The organism is Streptomyces hawaiiensis, from assembly GCF_004803895.1.
Taxonomy (GTDB): Bacteria; Actinomycetota; Actinomycetes; order Streptomycetales; family Streptomycetaceae; genus Streptomyces; species Streptomyces hawaiiensis.
Map to the genome: position 1 here is coordinate 6,541,310 of NZ_CP021978.1, position 21,240 is coordinate 6,562,549.

Annotated in this window: 21 protein-coding genes; 15 read left to right on the plus strand and 6 right to left on the minus strand. The window is 72.0% G+C overall.

Annotation, left to right across the window (positions count from 1 at the left end; genetic code table 11):
- The first annotated feature begins 125 nt into the window (after positions 1-125).
- The 4 genes from CEB94_RS30165 to CEB94_RS30180 are packed head-to-tail and all read left to right on the plus strand — an operon-like array spanning position 126 to position 5,480.
- The gene (locus tag CEB94_RS30165; protein ID WP_175435175.1) at positions 126-2,948 is read left to right on the plus strand and encodes a bifunctional acetate--CoA ligase family protein/GNAT family N-acetyltransferase; all 2,823 of its coding nucleotides are present in this window, start codon (positions 126-128) and stop codon (positions 2,946-2,948) included.
- Between the two features lie 51 nt (positions 2,949-2,999).
- Positions 3,000-3,587: a DUF5998 family protein gene (locus CEB94_RS30170; RefSeq protein WP_174569471.1), complete on the plus strand. Its 588-nt coding sequence runs from the start codon at positions 3,000-3,002 to the stop codon at positions 3,585-3,587.
- Positions 3,587-4,783, plus strand: coding sequence for an alkaline phosphatase family protein (locus CEB94_RS30175; protein WP_175435176.1), 1,197 nt, complete (start codon positions 3,587-3,589; stop codon positions 4,781-4,783). Before CEB94_RS30170 ends, CEB94_RS30175 begins: the two co-directional genes overlap by 1 nt.
- 46 nt (positions 4,784-4,829) lie before the next feature.
- Positions 4,830-5,480, plus strand: coding sequence for a thymidine kinase (locus CEB94_RS30180; protein WP_175435177.1), 651 nt, complete (start codon positions 4,830-4,832; stop codon positions 5,478-5,480).
- A 22-nt stretch (positions 5,481-5,502) separates the two neighbouring features.
- On the opposite strand, the gene CEB94_RS30185 is transcribed toward CEB94_RS30180, so the two are convergent.
- Complete coding sequence (locus CEB94_RS30185; RefSeq protein WP_175435178.1) at positions 5,503-6,306, minus strand: VOC family protein; 804 nt, start codon at positions 6,304-6,306, stop codon at positions 5,503-5,505.
- A 252-nt stretch (positions 6,307-6,558) separates the two neighbouring features.
- Here CEB94_RS30185 and CEB94_RS30190 point away from each other — a divergent pair, with 252 nt between their 5' ends.
- A complete protein-coding gene (locus tag CEB94_RS30190; RefSeq protein WP_175435179.1) occupies positions 6,559-7,410 on the plus strand; it encodes a sulfurtransferase in 852 nt (283 codons plus the stop codon).
- A gap of 65 nt (positions 7,411-7,475) precedes the next feature.
- On the opposite strand, the gene sepH is transcribed toward CEB94_RS30190, so the two are convergent.
- Positions 7,476-8,510 carry a septation protein SepH gene (gene sepH / locus CEB94_RS30195; RefSeq protein WP_175435180.1) on the minus strand — a complete coding sequence of 345 codons (1,035 nt, stop codon included), beginning with the start codon at positions 8,508-8,510 and terminating at the stop codon, positions 7,476-7,478.
- A 471-nt stretch (positions 8,511-8,981) separates the two neighbouring features.
- Here sepH and CEB94_RS30200 point away from each other — a divergent pair, with 471 nt between their 5' ends.
- Entirely contained in the window at positions 8,982-9,791 is an 810-nt protein-coding gene (locus tag CEB94_RS30200; RefSeq protein ID WP_175435181.1) for a hypothetical protein, read from the plus strand.
- Here CEB94_RS30200 and CEB94_RS30205 read toward each other — a convergent pair.
- Both CEB94_RS30205 and CEB94_RS30210 read right to left on the minus strand, forming a co-directional pair.
- A complete protein-coding gene (locus CEB94_RS30205; RefSeq protein WP_175435182.1) occupies positions 9,715-11,043 on the minus strand; it encodes a D-arabinono-1,4-lactone oxidase in 1,329 nt (442 codons plus the stop codon). The genes CEB94_RS30200 and CEB94_RS30205 overlap by 77 nt on opposite strands.
- Positions 11,003-12,241 (minus strand): MFS transporter, encoded by a 1,239-nt coding sequence (locus CEB94_RS30210; RefSeq protein WP_175435183.1) that lies wholly within the window; start codon positions 12,239-12,241, stop codon positions 11,003-11,005. The genes CEB94_RS30205 and CEB94_RS30210 overlap by 41 nt, the downstream gene beginning before the upstream one ends.
- A gap of 159 nt (positions 12,242-12,400) precedes the next feature.
- On the opposite strand from CEB94_RS30210, the gene CEB94_RS30215 reads away from it, so the two are divergent.
- Both CEB94_RS30215 and CEB94_RS30220 read left to right on the plus strand, forming a co-directional pair.
- Positions 12,401-13,528, plus strand: coding sequence for a ferrochelatase (locus CEB94_RS30215; RefSeq protein WP_175435184.1), 1,128 nt, complete (start codon positions 12,401-12,403; stop codon positions 13,526-13,528).
- Positions 13,529-13,536: 8 nt separating this feature from the next.
- Positions 13,537-14,352 carry an inositol monophosphatase family protein gene (locus CEB94_RS30220; protein ID WP_175435185.1) on the plus strand — a complete coding sequence of 272 codons (816 nt, stop codon included), beginning with the start codon at positions 13,537-13,539 and terminating at the stop codon, positions 14,350-14,352.
- 120 nt (positions 14,353-14,472) lie between these two features.
- On the opposite strand, the gene CEB94_RS30225 is transcribed toward CEB94_RS30220, so the two are convergent.
- On the minus strand, positions 14,473-14,646 hold the full coding sequence (locus CEB94_RS30225) for a hypothetical protein (protein WP_167345885.1): 174 nt from the start codon (positions 14,644-14,646) through the stop codon (positions 14,473-14,475).
- Positions 14,647-15,062: 416 nt separating this feature from the next.
- Here CEB94_RS30225 and CEB94_RS30230 point away from each other — a divergent pair, with 416 nt between their 5' ends.
- From CEB94_RS30230 to CEB94_RS30245, 4 genes are all read left to right on the plus strand, one after another.
- On the plus strand, positions 15,063-15,716 hold the full coding sequence (locus CEB94_RS30230; protein WP_003993508.1) for a response regulator transcription factor: 654 nt from the start codon (positions 15,063-15,065) through the stop codon (positions 15,714-15,716).
- A gap of 6 nt (positions 15,717-15,722) precedes the next feature.
- Positions 15,723-16,955: a sensor histidine kinase gene (locus CEB94_RS30235; protein ID WP_175435186.1), complete on the plus strand. Its 1,233-nt coding sequence runs from the start codon at positions 15,723-15,725 to the stop codon at positions 16,953-16,955.
- 406 nt (positions 16,956-17,361) lie between these two features.
- Positions 17,362-17,658 (plus strand): DUF4193 domain-containing protein, encoded by a 297-nt coding sequence (locus tag CEB94_RS30240; protein ID WP_003993510.1) that lies wholly within the window; start codon positions 17,362-17,364, stop codon positions 17,656-17,658.
- Positions 17,659-17,671: 13 nt separating this feature from the next.
- Entirely contained in the window at positions 17,672-18,643 is a 972-nt protein-coding gene (locus tag CEB94_RS30245) for a hypothetical protein (RefSeq protein WP_175435187.1), read from the plus strand.
- Between the two features lie 45 nt (positions 18,644-18,688).
- On the opposite strand, the gene CEB94_RS30250 is transcribed toward CEB94_RS30245, so the two are convergent.
- Positions 18,689-19,147, minus strand: coding sequence for a DUF3093 domain-containing protein (locus tag CEB94_RS30250; protein ID WP_175435188.1), 459 nt, complete (start codon positions 19,145-19,147; stop codon positions 18,689-18,691).
- A 58-nt stretch (positions 19,148-19,205) separates the two neighbouring features.
- Here CEB94_RS30250 and CEB94_RS30255 point away from each other — a divergent pair, with 58 nt between their 5' ends.
- The 3 genes from CEB94_RS30255 (at position 19,206) to CEB94_RS30265 (ending at position 21,167) form a co-directional block, all read left to right on the plus strand.
- Entirely contained in the window at positions 19,206-19,790 is a 585-nt protein-coding gene (locus CEB94_RS30255) for a PaaI family thioesterase (RefSeq protein ID WP_175435189.1), read from the plus strand.
- Positions 19,791-19,873: 83 nt separating this feature from the next.
- Positions 19,874-20,410 (plus strand): dUTP diphosphatase, encoded by a 537-nt coding sequence (gene dut, locus CEB94_RS30260; RefSeq protein ID WP_175437217.1) that lies wholly within the window; start codon positions 19,874-19,876, stop codon positions 20,408-20,410.
- Position 20,411: 1 nt separating this feature from the next.
- The gene (locus tag CEB94_RS30265; protein WP_175435190.1) at positions 20,412-21,167 is read left to right on the plus strand and encodes a DUF3710 domain-containing protein; all 756 of its coding nucleotides are present in this window, start codon (positions 20,412-20,414) and stop codon (positions 21,165-21,167) included.
- Positions 21,168-21,240 lie beyond the last annotated feature (73 nt).

Consider the following 21,240-nt stretch of genomic DNA (forward strand, 5'->3'; position numbering starts at 1 on the left):
AGCTGCGCCGGGAGCAGCCCTCGGAGACCACCCCGGGGTGCCGTCGGATCGCGGCCTCGACCCGACTGACGCCCTCCACAGACTGCCTCGCGCCGTTGTCAGGCGCTAGCCGTACTCTGGGGCCCATGCAGACCTCGCCGGACCGGCACGAGTATCCCGCCCACTGGGAAGCCGACGTGGTGCTGCGCGACGGGGGTACCGCACGCATCCGGCCCATCACCGTTGATGACGCCGATCGCCTGGTCAGCTTCTATGAGCAGGTCTCCGACGAGTCGAAGTACTACCGCTTCTTCGCGCCGTACCCTCGCCTGTCCGCCAAGGACGTCCACCGCTTCACGCACCACGACTTTGTGGACCGGGTGGGACTCGCGGCCACGGTCGGCGGCGAGTTCATCGCCACCGTACGCTACGACCGGATCGGCGCCGACGGAACGCCCGCGTCCGCACCCGCCGACGAGGCCGAGGTCGCCTTCCTCGTGCAGGACGCCCACCAGGGCCGCGGAGTCGCCTCCGCCCTGCTCGAACACATCGGCGCCGTCGCCCGCGAGCGCGGCATCCGCCGCTTCGCCGCCGAAGTGCTGCCCGCCAACTCCAAGATGATCAAGGTCTTCACGGACGCCGGCTACACCCAGAAGCGCAGCTTCGAGGACGGCGTCGTCCGTCTGGAGTTCGACCTCGAACCCACCGACCGCTCCCTGGCCGTGCAGTACGCGCGCGAACACCGCGCCGAGGCGCGCTCCGTGCAGCGGCTGCTCGCCCCCGGCTCGGTCGCCGTCATCGGCGCCGGGCGCACGCCGGGCGGCGTAGGCCGCAGCGTCCTCGGCAACATCCGGGACGCCGGCTACAGCGGCCGTCTGTACGCCGTGAACAAAGCCCTTCCCGAGGGGCACAAGGAGCTCGACGGGGTGCCCGCGCACCGCTCGGTGCGGGACATCGACGGCCCGGTCGACCTCGCGGTCGTCGCCGTGCCGGCCGAGCACGTCCCCGAGGTCATCACCGAGTGCGGCGAACACGGGGTGCAGGGACTCGTCGTGGTCTCCGCGGGGTACGCCGAGAGCGGCCCCGAGGGGCGCGAACGCCAGCGCGCCCTCGTCCGGCACGCGCGCACGTACGGCATGCGCATCATCGGCCCCAACGCCTTCGGCATCATCAACACCTCCCCGCGGGTACGGCTCAACGCCTCCCTCGCCCCCGAGGTGCCGCGCCCGGGCCGGATCGGCCTGTTCGCCCAGTCCGGCGCCATCGGCATCGCCCTGCTGTCCCGGCTGCACCGGCGCGGCGGCGGCGTCACGGGCGTGACCGGCGTCTCCACCTTCGTCTCCTCCGGCAACCGCGCCGACGTCTCCGGCAACGATGTACTGCAGTACTGGTACGAGGACCCCGACACCGACGTCGTCCTCATGTACTTGGAGTCCATCGGCAACCCCCGCAAGTTCACCCGCCTCGCCCGCCGGACCGCCGCCGCCAAGCCCCTGGTCGTCGTCCAGGGCGCGCGGCACGGCGCCGCACCCCAGGGGCACGCCGTACGGGCGACCCGGCTGCCGCACGAGACCGTGTCGGCGCTGCTGCGGCAGGCCGGCGTCATCCGCGTCGACACCATCACCGAGCTGGTGGACGCGGGCCTGCTGCTCGACCGCCAGCCCCTGCCCGCCGGCCCCAGGGTGGCGATCCTGGGCAACTCGGAGTCGCTCGGGCTGCTCACGTACGACGCGTGCCTCGCCGAGGGCCTGCGGCCGCACCCCCCGCGGGATCTGACCACCGCGGCCTCCGCGGCGGACTTCCACGCCGCCCTGTCCCGCGCGCTGGCCGACGACCGGTGCGACGCCGTCGTCGTCACCGCCATACCGGCGGTGGGGGAGGGCTCTGTCGGCGACGCCGCCCTCGCGCAGGCACTGCGCTCGGCCTCGGCCGCTGCCCCGGCCAAGCCGGTCCTGGTGGTCCACGTGGAGCTCGGCGGCCTGGCGGAGGCCCTGTCGGCGGCGGCGAGCACGGCACCGCAGGCCGCGGCGGGCACCCCGTCGCAGACCGCCCCCGGTCCGGCACCCGTCGAAGAACGCCTCCCCACGACCGAGGCCCCGGAGGGCGCCCGCCTCATCCCCGCCTACCCGGCCGCCGAGCGTGCCGTCCGCGCCCTCGGCCAGGCCGTCACCTACGCGCAGTGGCGGCGCGACGCCGCCGACCCGGGCAAGGTGCCCGAGTACGAGGACATCGACGAGAAGGGCGCCGCCGCGCTGATCGACGGCCTGCTCACGCGCGGGCAGGGGCTCACGCTCGGCACGGACGAGACCTGCGACCTCCTCGGCCACTACGGCGTCCAGGTCCACCGCGCCCTGCCCGCCCCGGCCCCCGACGCCGCCGCCGAAGCCGCCCGCACCCTCGGCTACCCCGTGGCCCTCAAGGCCACCGCCCCGCACCTCAGGCACCGTGCCGACCTGGGCGGTGTCCGCCTCGACCTCGCCGACGAAGACCAACTGCGCCGGGCGTACGCCGAGTTGACCGAGCAGTTCGGCGCTCCCGAGGAGCTGCGCCCCGTGGTGCAGCGGATGGCGCCGCGCGGCGTGGACGTCGTCGTACGGGCCGTCATCGACCCCGCGGCCGGAGCCGTGCTCTCTTTCGGGCTCGCCGGCGCCGCCTCGCAGCTGCTCGGGGACACGGCGCACCGGCTCATCCCGGTCACCGACCGGGAGGCGACCTCGCTGGTGCGCTCGATCCGCACCGCCCCCCTGCTGTTCGGCTGGCGCGGCTCCGCGCCGGCCGACACCCGCGCCCTGGAGGAACTGCTGCTGCGGGTGTCCCGGCTGGTCGACGACCACCCCGAGGTCGTCGCGGTCACGCTGGAACCGGTCGTCGTCGCCTCGCACGGCCTGAGCGTCCTCGGTGCCTCCGTCCGCCTCGCGCCCCCGCCCGCGCGCGACGACCTCGGCCCGCGGACACTCCCCGCGTACTGACAGGGGGCGAGCTGTCCCTCGCAGTCAGTGGTCCCCCGTAGGATGGGCGTCATGGCCAAGACCAGTACGACGACCCAGGGGCTGCGGGCGGCGATCGAGCGCAGCGGCTACTACCCGGCCCTCGTGGCCGAGGCGGTGGAGGCCGCCGTGGGCGGCGAGCCCATGCGGTCGTTCCTGGTCCACCAGGAGACGACGTTCGACCAGAACGAGGTGCGGCGGCACGTGACGGTGCTCGTCCTCACGGACAACCGCTTCATCGTCAGCCACACCGACGAACAGGCCGCCGACAGCACCTCCCCGACGCCGTACGCCACGACGTCGACGGAGTCCGTGAAGATCGGCCGCATCTCGTCGATCGTGGTCAGCCGCGTGGTCGCCAACCCCGAGTCGTACAAGCCCGGAACCCTGCCCCGCGAGGTCGTCCTCACCATCGGCTGGGGCGCCGTCTCCCGCATCGACCTGGAGCCGGCCGCCTGTGGCGACCCCAACTGCGAGGCGGATCACGGCTACACGGGCAACTCGACGGCGGACGACCTCAGTCTGCGCGTCAGCGAGGCAGGGGACGGACCGGAGACCGTGCGTGAGGCGCTCGCGTTCGCGCAGGCCCTCTCCGAGGCGACCGCGGACACGACCCGCTGATGGCACAGCCCAAGACGGCCTGGGACCACTACCCCGAACCGCTCACCGTCGCCTCCGCACCCGCACCCGAGTACGGCAGCGGATCGCTGGCCGACCTCCTGCCCACCCTGGCCGCAGGCCTCGGTGTACCGGACATGAGCGCCACGATCACCGAGCTGACCCCCGCCGACCGGAACTGCGTCTTCCTGATCGACGGCCTCGGCTGGGAGCAGCTGCGGGCGCACCCCGAGGACGCGCCCTTCATGACGTCCCTGCTCGCCACCTCCCGCGGCGGCACCGGGCGTCCACTCACCGCCGGCTACCCGGCGACCACGGCGACCTCCCTCGCCTCCGTCGGCACCGGCCTGCCGCCCGGCGCGCACGGCCTGCCCGGCTACACCGTCCGCAACCCGGACACCGGCGAGCTGATGAACCAGCTGCGCTGGCAGCCGTGGGCCCCGCCCGGCCCCTGGCAGCCGTACCCCACGGTCTTCCAGCTGGCGCACGCGGCCGGGGTGCACGCCGCGCAGGTGTCGTCCCCGACCTTCGAGAACACCCCGCTGACCAGGGTCGCGCTCAGTGGCGGAACGTTCCTGGGGCGACTGACCGGCGAGGACCGCATGGACCTGGCGGCCGAGCAACTGGCCGCGGGTGACCGCTCCCTGGTGTACACCTACTTCGCCGAGGTCGACGGCGCCGGCCACCGCTTCGGCGTCGACTCGGACGCCTGGCGCGGTCAGCTCATGTACGCCGACCGCCTGGTCCAGCGCCTGGCCGAGCAACTGCCGCCGCGCAGCGCCCTCTACGTCACCGCCGACCACGGCATGATCGACGTGCCGTTCGACGAGCAGCACCGCATCGACTTCGACGAGGACTGGGAGCTGAGCGCCGGTGTCGCCCTGCTCGGCGGCGAGGGCCGCGCCCGCCATGTCTACGCGGTGCCCGGCGCGGCGAACGACGTCCTGACCTGCTGGCGCGAGGTGCTCGGCGAGCAGTTCTGGGTGGCCTCACGCGACGAGGCCATCGCGGCGGGCTGGTTCGGCCCGCAGATCGACGAACGGGTGTACGGCAGGATCGGCGACGTGGTGGCGGCCGCGCGGGACGACGTCCTGCTCATCGCCTCCGAGCGGGAGCCCAAGGAGTCGGCGATGGTCGGCAACCACGGTTCGATGACCCCCGCCGAGCAGCTGGTCCCCCTGCTCGAAGTACGCTCCTGAAACAGCCCCACCCCGACCTTCCACGCCGAAAGGTGCTCAACTCCACATGCCCGAGCTGGTGTTCTTCTGCGGAACGATGGACTGCGGGAAGTCGACGCTGGCTCTCCAGATCGAGCACAACCGCTCGGCGCGCGGCCTGCAGGGCATGATCTTCTCGCGCGACGACCGCGCCGGCGAGGGCAAGCTGTCCTCGCGCCTGGGCCTGGTCACAGACGCGGTGGAGGTCGGCGACGGCCAGGACCTCTACGGCTACCTCGTCGACCACCTCTCGCAGGGCGGCCGAGCGGACTACGTGATCGCCGACGAGGCGCAGTTCCTCGCGCCGGAGCAGATCGACCAGCTCGCGCGTGTGGTCGACGACCTGAGCCTCGACGTCTACGCCTTCGGTATCACGACCGACTTCCGCTCCAAGCTGTTCCCCGGCTCGCAGCGGCTGGTGGAACTGGCCGACCGGGTCGAGGTGCTCCAGGTCGAGGCCCTGTGCTGGTGCGGAGCCCGCGCCACGCACAACGCCCGCACGATAGGCGGGGTGATGGTCGTCGAGGGCGCCCAGGTGGTCGTCGGCGACGTCACTCACTCTCCCGACGAGGTCGGGTACGAGGTCCTGTGCCGCCGTCACCACCGCCGCCGGATGACCGCGGCGACGTCCCGCGCGGCAGCCCTGTCCCCGGACGTGCTGCCGATGACGTCCGCCTGACCCCCGGCCGGCTCTCCGGCTGTCAGCTCGGCCGCTGCAGCAGCGCGAACCGCGCCCCTTCCGGGTCCGCCACCCTCGCCACCCGCCCGTGGGCGGTGTCGCGCACCGGCTTGAGGACGTGCCCGCCCAGGTGGACGAGGTGGTCCAGGGCATCGTCGACGTCGGCGACCTGGAAGTACGTGACCCAGTGCGGTCCCTGGTCGCGGGGCAGGGCGCGTCCCAGTCCGTGGATGCCGGCGACGGGTCCGCCGCCGAGGTGCAGGGTCACGTAGTCGAGGTCGGCGGAGACCACCGGCTCCTCCTCGTAGCCGAACACCGTCCGGTAGAACTTGGCGACGCTCGCCGACTCGAAGGTCAGCAGCTCGTTCCAGGCCGGTGTGCCGGGAACGCCCGAGACGGCGGTGCCGAGGTGCGCGGCCGCCTGCCAGATACCGAAGACCGCGCCCGAGGGGTCGGAGCCGATCGCCAGCCGGCCGGCGTCGGCGGCGTCCAGCGGACCCACGCCGATCGTGCCGCCGCGACTGCGCACCGTCTCGGCCGTCAGATCCACGTCCTCCGAGGCGAAGTAGGGCGTCCACGCGATGGGCAGATGGCGGTCCGGTGGCAGCCGCCCGATGCCGGCCACCTCGCGCCCGTCGAGCAGCGCCCGCACATACGGGCCGAGTTGCTGGGGGCCCGGCTGGAACTCCCAGCCGAACAGCGCTCCGTAGAACTCCTCGGTCGCGTCCGGGCCGTGCACCATCAGGCTCACCCAGCAGGGCGCGCCGGGCACGTGCCGAGCGGGTGTGTCACCGTTCGGGCCGGCGGACCCCCGTGCGTCGGTCATGGTCACTCTCTTCTCGGCCTGGCGGTGGCCGTGCTCTCCGCAGCCTGGCGGGGCGGCCCTGCGGGGCGTCCCCCTGCCCGGGAGAATGCCCGATGTGCGGGCCCCTGTCCCTCGCGGCACGCTTCTCGTCCCGTGTCGTTCAGCTGTACAGCATGTGCTTGTTCCCGTACGCGGCGTGATCGATCCGCTCCGGCCGAGCAGAGTAGCCGGACACGGACGGCTCGGCCACCCCCGTGCGCGAGGATGGGGACCATGAACGCCATCATCTCCGCATCCGACCTCGCGAGGGACCTCACGGGCGCCCACCCGCCGGTCCTGCTCGACGTCCGCTGGCAGCTCACCGCGGCCAAGGCGGCCGGCGAGCCGCCGTTCGACGGCCGGGCCGAGTACGAGACAGGGCACCTCCCCGGGGCCGTCTACGTCGACCTGGACCGGGAGTTGGCCTCCGCGCCGGGCAAGGGTGGCCGGCATCCGCTGCCCGACCTCGCGCGCTTCGGTGCAGCGATGCGCCGGGCGGGCGTGTCGGCCGGGACGCCGGTGGTCGTCTACGACGGCGGCCAGGGGTGGGCGGCGGCCCGGGCCTGGTGGCTGCTGCGCTGGACGGGTCACCCGGACGTGCGGGTCCTCGACGGCGGGTTGCCGTCCTGGGAGGGGCCGTTGGAGAAGTCCGTGCCGGCTCCGACGGAGGGCGACTTCGTGCCCGAGCCGGGGGCGACGGGGTTGCTCGACGCGGATGCCGCCGCGGCTCTGGCGCGGTCCGGTGTGCTGCTGGACGCGCGGGCGGGGGAGCGGTACCGGGGCGAGGTGGAGCCGATCGACCCGGTGGCCGGGCACATTCCGGGCGCGGTGTCGGCGCCCACCACTCAGAACGTGGGGGCCGACGGGCGCTTCCTTCCCGCCGGTGAACTGCGGGCGAGGTTCGAGGGACTTGGCGTGGCCGAGGGGGCACGGGTCGGCGTGTACTGCGGGTCGGGGGTCTCCGCCGCCCACGAGGTCCTGGCGCTGGCGGCCGCCGGTATTCCGGCCGAGTTGTACGTGGGGTCGTGGTCGGAGTGGTCCTCCGACCCGGGCCGGCCGGTCGCCGTCGGTCCGGACCCGCAGTGACCTGACACGAAGACAGGGCCGCGCGCCGTGGGGGCGCGGCCCTCGTCGTTCGTGAGCCGGCTCGGTTACTCCTGCTTCTTGCGCCGCGTCCCGAACACGATCTCGTCCCAGCTCGGGACGGCCGCCCTGCGGCCCGGTCGTACGCCGTCCGCCTCGGCCTGGCGGTCGGTGGCACCGATGAGCCGGTCGCGGTGGCTGCCCACGGATCGCGGCATGAGGACGTCCGCGTAGGCGGAACCGGCCGAGGCCGCAGGAGCCGGAGGTTCCTCCTCTTCCACTTCGGCGACGACGGGCTCCTCCTCGGGTTCCGCCGGAGGGAGTTCCGGAACCACCAGGTCGCCGCGGAAGCTCGGCACCGCTTCGAGCAGGCTGGTCAGCGAGTCGCGCTCGCCCGCGGTCTCCTCGTCCGGTTCGGACGCCTGCGCGGGCAGGCTGGGCCGCTCGCGCTCGGGGCGGTCCAGCGGTCTGTCGCGCGGCAGCCGGGCGATCCGGGGGACGAACGGGAAGCTGGGCTCGGGAGCGGCCAGGTCGTCGGACTCGCCGATCAGGGAGCGGGCCTCGTCGTCGACGGCCTGGACGAGCCGCCGGGGCGGGTCGTACGTCCAGCTCGCCGAGTGCGGCTCACTCGCGACGCGGTAGACGAGCAGGACCTCCCACGTGCCGTCGTCGCGCCGCCATGAGTCCCACTGGACGGTGTCCTTGTCGGCGCCGCGCACCAGCAGCCGCTCCTGCACCGCCTCGCCCAGCGGCGGCCCGGAGTTCTCGCCGGGGCGGCGGACCGGGGTCTTGCGGGCCCGCTCGGCCATGAAGGCACGCTCGGCGAGCACGGGACCCTCGAAGCGGCGCACCCGGTCGACGGGGATGCCGGCCATCTGCGCGACCTCTTCCGCGGTCGCGCCTGCACGTATACGCGCCTGGATGTCGCGGGGGCGGAGGTGGCTTTCGACCTCGATCTCGATCTGGCCGAGACGGGGACGGTCGCCGCGCACGGCGGCGCGCAGGCGTTCGTCGATCGGAAGCGTGTACTCCGTAGAATCGGCAGCCTTCAGCACCAGCCGTGTGCCGTCATTCGAGACGGCCACGACACGCAGTTCGGGCATGGGGACCTCCCGGGTGGTGCCTGCCGACGTCACGTGCGTCGCTGCTTCCGCTAGTCGAGTGTGGCCTGCCCGGGTGCAGCCTGCCACAACCTTGCCGAGTTGCCCGGCGTGTCGGGCGCGGGCCCAGGATCGCCGTTATGGCACGGTTACCTATTCGCAACGCTAAGTGACGAACACTGTCACCCTGTGCAACTAGCCCCCTCCCGGCGGTCCTTAAAGGCCCTGTACACCCTGACGGGAGACCGGACCCAGGGCTCGCCACAGTACTCCATTTGGGCCACGTGCGTGGATTGGCGCGCCGTCCAACTTCTGGCGAGGGGTGGGACTTGGCCGCCCCCTGCCCCCGTTCCGCGATCTTGAACGTGGGGAACTTCACGTAATCACCAGAATCGGAACCACGGGTTTCGGTCGCACGTCCCCTTCTTGTGCAGTTGAACGACCGTGTATGGGAAAGGCAGGCAAGATCCGGGGATGGGCGAAAGGTCCGATGGTGTCGACGAGTCGAGCGAACCCGGGACGGGTAAGCCCAAGCGGATCGACCTGAACGTGCCGCAGGTCGCAGGCGGTGCCGTGGCGGCCGTCCTGGCGGCCAAACTGGCTTCCTGGTTCGGGGTGTACGGCACGATCCTCGGTGCCGGCGTCGTCAGTGTGGTCGCCACCTGCGGCGGCACCCTCTTCCAGCACTTCCTCAAGCGCACCGGCGAGCAGATCCGGGACGCGACGGCGGTGGCCGCCCGGCCGGCGGCCGGGTCCGCCGAGCAAGCCCCTTCGATGCCCGGTGAGTTCACCCGGGGCACCGTGTACCGCGCGCGGGCCGGAAGCCGGAAGCGGCCGGTGCTCGCGGCGGCCGTCGTCTTCGGCGTGACGATGGCCGGAATCACCACCTACGAGCTGGCTTCGGGCCACAACCTCAGCGGCGGCCACAGCACGACGGTCGGTGGCGCCTTCTCCGGCGGCGGCGCTTCCTCACCGGAGTCCGATCCGGGCGGCCCGGGCACCTCCGGGACGTCCGGCTCCGACGCCCCCGGCACCCCCGACGGCCCTACGGCCGACCCGTCCGGCACCGGCGCACCGCAGGGTGGGACCGCCTCTCCCTCCACCGGCGAGAGCGGCGGTACGACCCTCAGCCCGGCCCCCACCCCGACTCCCACCCCGAGCGCCACGGGGAGCGAGGACGCCGGGAACACCACCCCCAGTGCGTCGCCTACGCCCCCAGAACCTTCCGCAAGTAGTCGTTCTGGAATCGCCGATCCGGATCGAGACGATCCCGCAGCGCCGTGAACTCGTCGAAGCGCGGATACACCCGGGAGAAGTACTCGGCGTCCCGCGTGTGGACTTTGCCCCAGTGCGGACGGCCCTCGTGGGCGGTGAGGATGCGCTCGGCCGCGGTGAAGTACCGCTGGTAGGGCGTGCCCTGGAACATGTGGACGGCGATGTACGCGCTGTCCCGGCCGGAGGCGGTGGACAGCATGATGTCGTCGGCGGGGGCGGTGCGCACCTCGACGGGGAAGCTGACCCTGAGTCCGGAGCGGTCGACCATCGCCTTCAGCTCGCGCAGCGCGTCGACGACGGCCGCGCGTGGAACGGCGTACTCCATCTCCACGAAGCGCACCCGGCGCGGGGACGTGAAGACCTTGTAAGGGATGTCCGTGTAGGTCCGTGCGGACAGGGCCTTGCTGGAGATCTGGGCGATCGCGGGGATCGTGGCGGGCACCGCGCGGCCGACCCAGTTGGCCACCTGGAAGACGCCGTTCGAGAGGAACTCGTCCTCGAACCAGCTCTGGAGCTGCGGCACGGGCTTCTCCGGACCCGCGCTGCGGTTGTTGCGCTTGGTGTTGGTGCTGCCGGTGTGCGGGAACCAGTAGAACTCGAAGTGCTCGTTCTCGGCCCAGAGTTCCTCGAAGTCGGAGAGGACCTTGTCCAACGGCATCGGCTCCTCGCGGGCCGTGAGCAGGAAGACCGGCTCGACGGCGAAGGTGATCGCGGTGACGATGCCCAGGGCGCCGAGGCCGACGCGGGCGGCGGCGAAGACCGCGCGTTCTTCGTCGGTGCCCTTCTCGGAGCAGCTGAGGACCGTGCCGTCGGCGGTGACCAGCTCCAGGCCCTTGATCTGGGCGGCGATCGAGCCGGAGTCGCGGCCCGTGCCGTGCGTGCCGGTACTGGTGGCCCCGGAGACCGTCTGCTCCATGATGTCGCCCATGTTCGTGAGCGACAGGCCTTCGCGTGCGAGGGCCATGTTGAGCCTTTTGAGCGGGGTGCCGGCCTCCACCGTGACCGTCATGTTCTCGCGATCAATGTTGCGTATGCCGGTCAACAGTTGAGGACGGATCAACACACCGTCCGTCGCGGCTATGGACGTGAAAGAGTGCCCGGCGCCGACGGCCTTCACCTTCAGCCCGTCCTCGGCGGCCCGCCGCACGGCGGCGGCCAGCTCCTCGACGGAGGCAGGGGTGACCTCTCGCGCGGGACGTGCCGAGACGTTGCCACCCCAGTTACGCCACGTGCCGTTCTTTCCGTTCGCTGTGCTGCTCAACGGAGCCTCCCCGACCCGGTGCCGGTCGCTTGAGCCGGCGGAACCCGAGGAAACCCACCGCGACCGCGACGGCTCCGGCCACGGCCGGAACCCCGTACCCGGCACGCGCCCCGGCCGCGTCGATCACCCAGCCGGCCGCGGAGGAGCCGAGTGCGACACCCGCCGCGAGCCCGGTGCTCACCCAGGTCATGCCCTCGGTGAGCTGCGCGCGTGGTACGTGCTCTTCGATGAGGGACATCGTCGTGATCATCGTAGGAGCGATGGACAGACCCGCAACGAACAGCGCCACGGCCAGAAACGGCAAGTTTCCGACCAGTAGGAGGGGGATCATACTCACGGCCATGGCACACACGCCCAGCAGCCACCTGCGTTCCGGCGCCCCGGCGAAGTGCAGCAACCCGAAGATCATGCCCGCCACACAGGAACCCGCCGCGTACACCGCGAGGACGATGCTCGCGGCGGCCTTGTGCCCCTCCTCGTCGGCGAAGGCCACGGTGACCACGTCGACCGCCCCGAAGATCGCCCCGGTCGCCACGAAGGTGGCCACCAGGACCTGAAGGCCCCGCGAGCGCATCGCCGTACCGCCGCCCCGCCGCTCGCGCGGGTGGGGTTCGGGCTCGGTGGCGCGCTGCGCGGTCAGCCAGAAGACGCCGACCGCCAGGAAACAGGCGGCGAGCAGCGGACCGGCCTCCGGAAACCAGGCCGTGGACAGGCCGATGGAGATGATCGGCCCGAAGACGAAGCACACCTCGTCCATCACGGACTCGAAGGAGTACGCGGTGTGCAGCTGCGGCGTCCCCCGGTACAGGGCCGCCCAGCGGGCCCGGATCATCGCGCCGACGCTCGGGACGCAGCCGATGCCCGCGCACGCCACGAACAGCATCCAGTCGGGCCACCCGTAGTGCGCCGCACACAGAAGGACGGCCGCCGCGGTCAGCGAGACCAACGTCGCCGGACGCAGCACGCGCCGCTGCCCGTACTGGTCGACCAGCCGCGAGACCTGCGGTCCGGCCGCCGCGGCGGACAGCGCGATGACGGCCGACAGGGCGCCGGCCAGGCCGTACCTCCCGGTGACCTGGGAGATCATCGTGACCACGCCGATGCCCATCATGGAGACCGGGATGCGACCGAGGAAGCCCGCAGCGGAGAAACCCTTGGAGCCGGGGGCTGCGAACAGGGCGCGGTAGGGGCTGGGCAACGGGGTCTCCGAAGGGCTCGGTAAGCAGCGAAGGCAGACCAGACAGCTTACGCCTGGAGGCCCGGGCCGCACCCGTTCGGCCCAGTCCCGGATCCGCCTGCCGCACGGGTGCCACCCCGCCGTTTCCCGGCTGTCAGTGCAGGGTGGCAGGATCGACTCATGCCAGACGCGCGCGATGTCAGCCCCTACGACGCCCTGCTCCTGCTCTCGTTCGGCGGCCCGGAAGGCCCGGACGACGTGGTCCCGTTCCTGGAGAACGTGACGCGCGGGCGCGGCATCCCCAAGGAACGACTGAAGGAAGTCGGGCAGCACTACTTCCTGTTCGGCGGGGTCAGCCCGATCAACGACCAGAACCGCGCCCTGCTGGACGCCCTGCGCAAGGACTTCGCCGAGCACGGCCTGGACCTGCCGGTCTACTGGGGAAACCGCAACTGGGCGCCGTACCTGACGGACACGCTGCGCGAGATGGTCCGCGACGGCCGCCGCCGCGTCCTGGTCCTCGCCACCAGCGCCTACGCCTCGTACTCGGGCTGCCGCCAGTACCGCGAGAACCTCGCCGACGCGCTCGCGGCCCTGGCGGCCGAGGGCCTGGAGCCGCCGAAGGTCGACAAGCTGCGGCACTACTTCAATCACCCGGGCTTCCTGGAGCCCATGATCGACGGGGTGCTCCAGTCCCTCGCCGAGCTTCCCGTGGACGTGCGGGACGGGGCTCACCTCGCCTTCTCGACGCACTCGATCCCGACGGCCTCCGCCGACACCTCCGGCCCCGTCGAGGAGCACGGCGACGGCGGCGCGTACGTGAAACAGCACCTGGACGTGGCGCAGCAGATCGCCGACGCAGTCCGGGAGCGCACGGGCGTGGACCACCCCTGGCAGCTCGTCTACCAGTCCCGCTCCGGTGCCCCGCACATCCCGTGGCTGGAGCCCGACATCTGCGACCACCTCGACGAGCGGCACGCGGCCGGCGTCCCGGCCGTCGTCATCGCCCCCATCGGCTTCGTCTCCGACCACATGGAGGTCCTCTACGACCTCGACACGGAGGCCAGGGCCAGGGCCGAGGAGCTCGGGCTGCCGATGCGGCGCTCGGCCACCGTCGGCGCCGATCCGAGGTTCGCCGCCGCGATCCGCGAGCTCGTCGTGGAGCGCGCCGCCGCCGAGCGCGGGCAGGACGTCACGCCGTGCGCCCTGGGCGCCCTCGGGGCGAGCCACGACCTCTGCCCGGTCGGCTGCTGCCCGGCCCGCGCCCCCCGGCCCGCCGCCGCGGGCGCCGACAGCACCTACGCGTGAGGAGCCCCGTGACCGACTCCCTGCATACGGACCTGCTCGAACTCGCCCAGGAGGCCGCGCGCCGCGCCGGTGCGCTGCTGCGGGACGGACGCCCGGCCGACCTCGCGGTCGCCGCCACCAAGTCCAGCCCCATCGACGTCGTCACCGAGATGGACATCGCGGCGGAGAAGCTGATCACGGACCTGATCGCCGAGCGCCGCCCGGACGACGGCGTCCTCGGCGAGGAGGGCGCCGCCACGGAGGGCACCAGCGGCGTCCGCTGGGTGATCGACCCGCTCGACGGCACGGTGAACTACCTGTACGGGCTGCCCACCTGGGCCGTCTCCATCGCCGCCGAGCAGGACGGCGAGACCGTCGTCGGAGTCGTCACGGCCCCGATGCGCGGCGAGACGTTCCACGCCGTGCGCGGCCGCGGGGCCTGGGCCACCGGCGCCTGGGACGGCGAGCGCAGGCTGGCCTGCCGCCCCGCGCCGCCCCTGGACCAGGCGCTGGTCTCCACGGGCTTCAACTACGTCGCCGACGTCCGCGCCCACCAGGCCGATGTGGCGCAGCGGCTGATCCCGTTGCTGCGCGACATCCGGCGCGGCGGCTCGGCCGCGGTCGACCTGTGCGACGTGGCCGCGGGACGCCTCGACGGCTACTACGAGCGCGGCCTGCACCCCTGGGATCTCGCGGCGGGGGACCTGATCGCCCGGGAGGCGGGCGCGCTGACCGGTGGACGCCCCGCAGAGCGCCCGTCAGGCGCTCTGGCGGTGGCGGGTAGCCCCGGCGTCTTCGAGCCCCTCCAGCGCCTCCTGGAGGACTTCGGAGCCTGGCACGACTGATCAACGCGGGGGCTCGTCCGGTGACGGCCCGCGGTCCGCTGAACACCGAGTGGACGCGCCCTGCGACCACGAGACGGGCCCCGGCGCTGGATTCGCCGGGGCCCGTCTCGTACAGCCTGATCAGACGCTCGTCGCGCCGACCTCCACACCGTGCTCGGCGGCGAGACGGCGCAGGTCGTCGAGCTCGCCCTGCTCCACGTCGACGAGGAAGTCGTCGCCCTCGTCGCGAGCCCGGGACAGATCGGACTCGGTCGCCCTTATGCGCTGCAGAAGTCCTGCGGTGAATGCGTCCATGCTGCGCCCCCTCGTCCTGGGTCGTGGGTCGATGGCACGGGGGTGTGCCGTTCGGAAGGGACGATCACGCCGCCTGCGGATGCCCAGCGCCGCTCGGCCGGGCGGCGACGGTGCCGGACATCCACGCCCGCCCTGCGCAAAAGCGGATTGATGCGCACCGCATGGTGGTGCGGCGCCAGCAGAGCGTGATCGTGGGATGTAAAGCCGTCCTCCCCCAGCTCCCCTCCGTGGAAACCTAACCGGAGGAGAAAATCTCGTATTCCCCCTCGGGTCACCGCCCTCCCACCCGCCTTACCTCCGACTTATGGCCGAAAAGGGCAGGATGGAGGGCAACACACCGAGGCACCGTCGAAGACCCCTGCCCGCGTGCGCCCGATGACGGGCTACGCGGGCGGACATGAGGAAGGACCAGGAACGTGCGCGTACTCGTCGTCGAGGACGAGCAACTGCTCGCCGATGCGGTGGCCACCGGACTGCGCCGGGAGGCCATGGCCGTCGACGTCGTGTACGACGGTGCGGCCGCCCTGGAGCGCATCGGCGTCAACGACTACGACGTGGTCGTCCTCGACCGCGACCTCCCGCTCGTGCACGGCGACGACGTCTGCCGCAAGATCGTCGAACTCGGCATGCCCACGCGCGTGCTGATGCTGACGGCCTCCGGCGACGTCAGCGACCGGGTCGAGGGACTGGAGATCGGCGCCGACGACTACCTGCCCAAGCCGTTCGCGTTCAGTGAGCTCATCGCGCGGGTGCGCGCCCTCGGCCGGCGCACCAGCGTGCCCCTGCCGCCCGTCCTGGAGCGCGCCGGGATCAAGCTCGACCCCAACCGCCGCGAGGTCTTCCGCGACGGCAAGGAGGTCCAGCTCGCTCCCAAGGAGTTCGCGGTCCTGGAGGTGCTGATGCGCAGCGAGGGCGCCGTGGTCTCCGCGGAGCAGCTCCTGGAGAAGGCCTGGGACGAGAACACCGATCCGTTCACGAACGTCGTGCGCGTGACGGTCATGACGCTGCGGCGCAAGCTGGGCGAGCCGCCCGTCATCGTCACCGTCCCCGGCTCCGGCTACCGGATCTGATACCCCGTGGCAGCGTCTCCCGCGCCTCCGCAGGCGCCCCCCAAGCCCACCTGGGACCCCAGAAGGCCCGTGCCGCCCTTCCCGTGGCTGCGCCCCACCATCCGCATAAGGCTCACGCTGCTCTACGGCGGCATGTTCCTGATCGCCGGCATTCTGCTGCTGTCGATCATCTACCTGCTGGCCGCGCAGGCCCTGAACGTGGGCAGCGAGCTGCCGTTCAAGATCGTCGAGGGCAAGGTCACCAGCGACATCTGCAATCTGCCCGGGCAGGCCTCGCCCAGCGAGTTCAACGACGCCATGAACGCATGCGTCAACGAGCAGCGCCGGAACGCCCTGGACAATCTGCTCAGCCGCTCGCTCCTGGCCCTGCTGGGCCTGGCGGTCATCGCCTTCGCCTTCGGCTATGCCATGGCCGGGCGGGTGCTCTCCCCGCTGGGCCGGATCACCCGCACAGCCCGCGCGGTGGCGGGCTCCGACCTGTCCCGCCGGATCGAGCTGGACGGCCCGGACGACGAGCTGAAGGAGCTGGCGGACACCTTCGACGACATGCTGGAGCGGCTCCAGCGCGCCTTCACCGCCCAGCAGCGCTTCGTCGGCAACGCCTCGCACGAGCTGAGAACGCCGCTGGCGATCAACCGCACGCTCCTCGAGGTGCACCTGTCCGATCCGAAGGCGCCGATGGAGCTCCAGCAGCTCGGCAAGACGCTGCTGGCCACCAACGAGCGCAGCGAGCAGCTCGTGGAGGGCCTGCTGCTGCTCGCCCGCAGCGACAACCAGATCGTCGAGCGGGGGCCGGTGGATCTCGCCGAGGTCGCCTCGCAGGCCATCGACCAGGTGCACGCCGAGGCCGAGGGCAAGGGCGTGACCATCCGCGGCGAGCAGAAGTCCGCGGTCGTCCAGGGCAACGGCGTGCTGCTGGAGCGGATCGCGCTCAACCTGGTGCAGAACGCCGTGCGCTACAACGTGGCGGAGGGCGGCTGGGTCGAGGTCACCACCGACGTCCAGCACGGCCAGGCGGTCCTCGTCGTCTCCAACACGGGCCCGGTCGTGCCGGCGTACGAGATCGACAACCTCTTCGAGCCGTTCCGGCGGCTGCGCACGGAGCGGACGGGCAGCGACAAGGGCGTCGGGCTCGGGCTGTCCATCGTCCGGTCCGTGGCCCGGGCGCACGGTGGGCACATCTACGCTCAGCCGCGTGAGGGGGGTGGACTCGTCATGCGAGTCTCGCTGCCGATCTGAGATCATGTCGCCGATCAACTCGGCGGCACACGGGGATGTTCGCTTTGCGCGGAATTTCTGAGGCTTTACCGTGCGTGCACCGTGTGTGATCGATCACAGGGACGCCTTTCCGGTCATCTACTCTCCGTGATCATGCCCGTTGTCGGAAAGCCGGGAAAATCCCGGTTTTCGGGGGTCTTGATCACGGGAAGTACACGGTGAGACGCCTTTGGCGTGCGGCATTCGGACCGTGTACGGTCCCCATCGCCATCCAAGCCGATCACTCATGAGGGGTCCGGTTGGGTGTCGATTGAGTAACAGACCTTGATGTGAGGCAAAATCTCCGCCTCAGGTCGGGCACAAGTCCGGCCTCTCACGCGTTACGTGCGCTGGAGACACCGCAGACACCCAGAGGGGGAGAGCGACCATGGCAACCGATTACGACACTCCACGCAAGACCGACGACGACGTCGACTCGGACAGTCTCGAAGAGCTGAAGGCTCGGAGGAACGACAAGTCGGCCTCCGCCGTGGACGTCGACGAGTTCGAGGCCGCAGAGGGCCTCGAGCTGCCCGGAGCCGATCTCTCGAACGAGGAACTGGCAGTCCGGGTGCTCCCGAAGCAGCAGGACGAGTTCACGTGCATGAGCTGCTTCCTGGTGCACCACCGCAGCCAGCTGGCCCGGGAGAAGAACGGTCAGCCGATCTGCCGCGACTGCGACTGAGGACGGGTCGGCCGTGACTGGCTCGACCCCTCCCTGGAAGCGCCGCTTCTCCAAGCGGAAAGCGGACGAAGGGCCGAAGGACGGCCCGCAGTACGGCGCGCGTGACGACGAGCGAGGCTCATCCGGTACGGGGGCGGCCTCGCTCGAACCGGCAGCGGACCGGGGTGACCTCCCGGCGTCGGTGGACGTCCCCGCACCCGTCGCGAGACGGCGGGCGGGGGCGATCCGGGAGCGGGCCAGGGAAGGCGCCCGCAAGGGCGGCGACCGGGCCCGGGCCGGACTCGCCTACCTCGCCGACCGGATCATCGAACTGGCCCCGCGCGTCCCCGTGCGGGACCTGGCGACACTGCGCAGGCAGTTCCCGGGCCTCGGGCCCGAGGAGCTCGCGGACAAGCTCGTGGCGGGCGCCGCGAACGCGACGGCGACGGTCGGAGCGGGTATCGGCGCGGCCGCGATGCTCCCCGTGCCCCCGGCGATGCCGACGGAACTGGCCGCCGAGGTCACCGGCGTCGCGATGATCGAGCTGAAGCTGATCGCCGAACTCCACGAGGTCTACGGCGTACGGCCGCCCGGCAATCTCAAACAGCGCAGCACCGCGTACCTCGACTCGTGGTCGGGGGAACGCGGGATCGACGCGTCCAAGCCGTCGACGTTCAGCGCGGCGCTCAACAGCCGTATGAAGCGCGAACTGCGGCAGCGGATCATGAAGCGAATGGTCCGCAGCATGCCGAACCTGATGCCGTTCCTGGTGGGCGCCGCCGTGGGGGCGGTCATGAACCGCGGCGAGACGAGAAAGCTCGCCGGCCGGATCCGCCGGGACCTGCGCAAGATCCAGGTGTCCTGGGAGGCCGTGGAGGCGCTCCCCGCCCTGGAACGTCCGGCGGACGTCCTGGAGATGGGCGAGATCACCAACGACCCCCTGGGCCGCCACGAGGGCCACCGGCGCGACGGCGGACACGGCCACCAGCACGACGAGGGGCGCTGAGACCGGCCGTCGGACGGCGGCCGGGTGACGCCCCGCGCAGGTGTGCTACGCCTGCTTCGCCGTCCGCAGCGCCTCCGCCAGGCGCTCCGGCTCGCGCGTGGACAGATACAGGTACGGAGTCGGGTCCTGCGGGTCCGTGACCACCACGCGCAGGGCCGTGGGGATGTACGCGCGCAGCAGGAGGAAGGCGCGCGGGTCGGCCTTGTAGGTGCGCCAGGCGCGGGTCTCCTCGGGGTCCAGCACCTCCATCTCGCCCAGCGCCGCCAGCGGGATCTTCGCCTCTCCCGCGATCAGGGAGTCGCCGACCACGCGGATGCGGACCGATCCGTACGAGCTCGCGGCGACGGCCGCGACCGCGGTGCCCCCGGCCAGGCCGCCGAGCATCGGCAGTGTGCCGAACGGCAGCAGGATCAGGGCCATGGAGACGCCCACGAGGAACGAGATCAGCCACCAGGTCCGCGGGGCGGTGAGGCGTTCTTCGTACGGGGCGGCGGAGAGCTGCATGGGGCCAAGCTTGGCACGGTGTCCGGAAGGGGCCGACGCGCGGGTAAGGTCTGCGGCTGTGAGTGGTACTTCCGCAGCTCTTCAGCCTCCGGCCGACGCCGTGCAGCCGGTGCGGCACCCGGACGCGCCCGCGCCCGGTGAGCTCCTCGGCGCGCACTACGGCGCGTGTTTCGGCTGTGGCGGCGACCAGCCGCACGGACTGCACCTGGAGGCCCGGGCCGGTGAGGGCGTGTCGCTGACCGCCGAGTTCACCGTCCAGCCCGCCCACCAGGGCGCTCCGGGCCTCGCCCACGGTGGCGTGCTCGCCTCCGCCCTGGACGAGACCCTCGGCTCGCTGAACTGGTTGCTGCGCACGATCGCGGTGACCGGGCGGCTGGAGACCGACTTCGTACGGCCCGTGCCCGTCGGTACCACGCTGCACCTGGAGGCGGAGGTGACGGCGGTGGCCGGAAGGAAGATCTACTCCACCGCGACCGGACGCGTCGGCGGCCCCGACGGACCCGTCGCCGTGCGCGCGGAGGCGCTCTTCATCGAGGTGAAGGTCGACCACTTCGTCGACCACGGCCGCCAGGAGGAGATCCAGGCGGCCATGAACGACCCGGACCAGGTCCGGCGCGCGCGTGCCTTCGAGGTGAACCCGTGAGCGCGGCACGTCCTGTGCGGCCCGACAGCCCCAGCAGCCCCGTGAGCCCCACCACTCCCGCGAGCCCCGTGAGCCGGCGGCCGCTGGACGTGCTGATCCGGCGCGTCGATCCGGACGTACCGCTGCCGTCGTACGCGCAGCCCGGTGACGCGGGGGCCGATCTGCGGACCACGGAGGCGTGCGAACTGGCCCCGGGCGAGCGGGCCGTGCTGCCCACGGGAGTGTCTGTGGCGCTGCCGGAGGGGTACGCGGCCTTCGTGCACCCGCGATCCGGTCTGGCCGCCCGCTGCGGCGTCGCCCTGGTGAATGCCCCGGGGACGGTTGATGCCGGGTACCGTGGGGAGATCAAGGTGATCGTGGTGAATCTCGACCCGCGCGAGGCCGTGCGGTTCGAGCGCTTCGACCGGATTGCCCAACTGGTAGTCCAGCAGGTCGAGAGGGTCCGCTTCCAGGAGGTCGCGGAACTTCCCGGCTCCGCGCGGGCCGAGGGGGGCTTCGGGTCCACCGGAGGCCATGCCGCGGTGGACGGCAGGAGCGGCACAAGCGGTCAGGCCGCCGTGGGCGGTCGGACGGGTGGGAATCGATACGCTTCGGTCGTATCCGACCGGGAAGGACAGTGACGTGTTCGGACGTCGCAAGAAGAGGGATGCCGCCGAGGACGCGGCCGGCGAGGCCGAGCAGGTCGTCGACGGTGTCGACAGTGAGGCGGGCGGCGAGGGCGAGCGCCTGAGGCTCGAGCCGGCGCCGCGCCCCGACGGGCCCTGGGACAGCTCCGAGGTCCGTGACCCGAGCGAAGGCCGGGTGGACCTGGGCGGTCTGTTCGTGCCGGGCGTCGACGGCATGGAGCTCAGGGTCGAGGTCGCGGGCGACGCGATCGTGGCGGCCACGGTCGTGCTGCGCGACAGCGCCATCCAGCTGCAGGGCTTCGCAGCGCCCAAGCGCGAGGGCATCTGGGGCGAGGTGCGCGAGGAGATCGGCACCGGCATCACCCAGCAGGGCGGCATCGTCGACGAGGTCGAGGGGCCGCTGGGCTGGGAGCTGCGCGCCCAGGTGCCCGTACAGCTGCCGGACGGCACCGGCGGCTTCCAGGTCGTGCGGTTCGTCGGCGTGGACGGCCCCCGCTGGTTCCTGCGCGGGGTCATCTCGGGCCAGGGCGCGGTGCAGCCGCAGGCCGCCGGGCTGCTCGAGCAGATCTTCCGGGACACGGTCGTGGTCCGCGGCGAGGGCCCGATGGCGCCCCGTGACCCGATCGTCCTGAAGCTGCCGGACGACGCCCAGATGGTCCCCGAGGGCGTCCAGCAGGAGGAGGAGGGCTCCCGGTTCGCCGGCGGAATGGGCCAGCTCCAGCGCGGACCGGAGATCACCGAGGTCCGCTGACCCCGTAGAGACACCAGGGCCGCACCCCACGGTGCGGCCCTTTCTCGTGCGCGGAACCTTGACGGTGCATTGG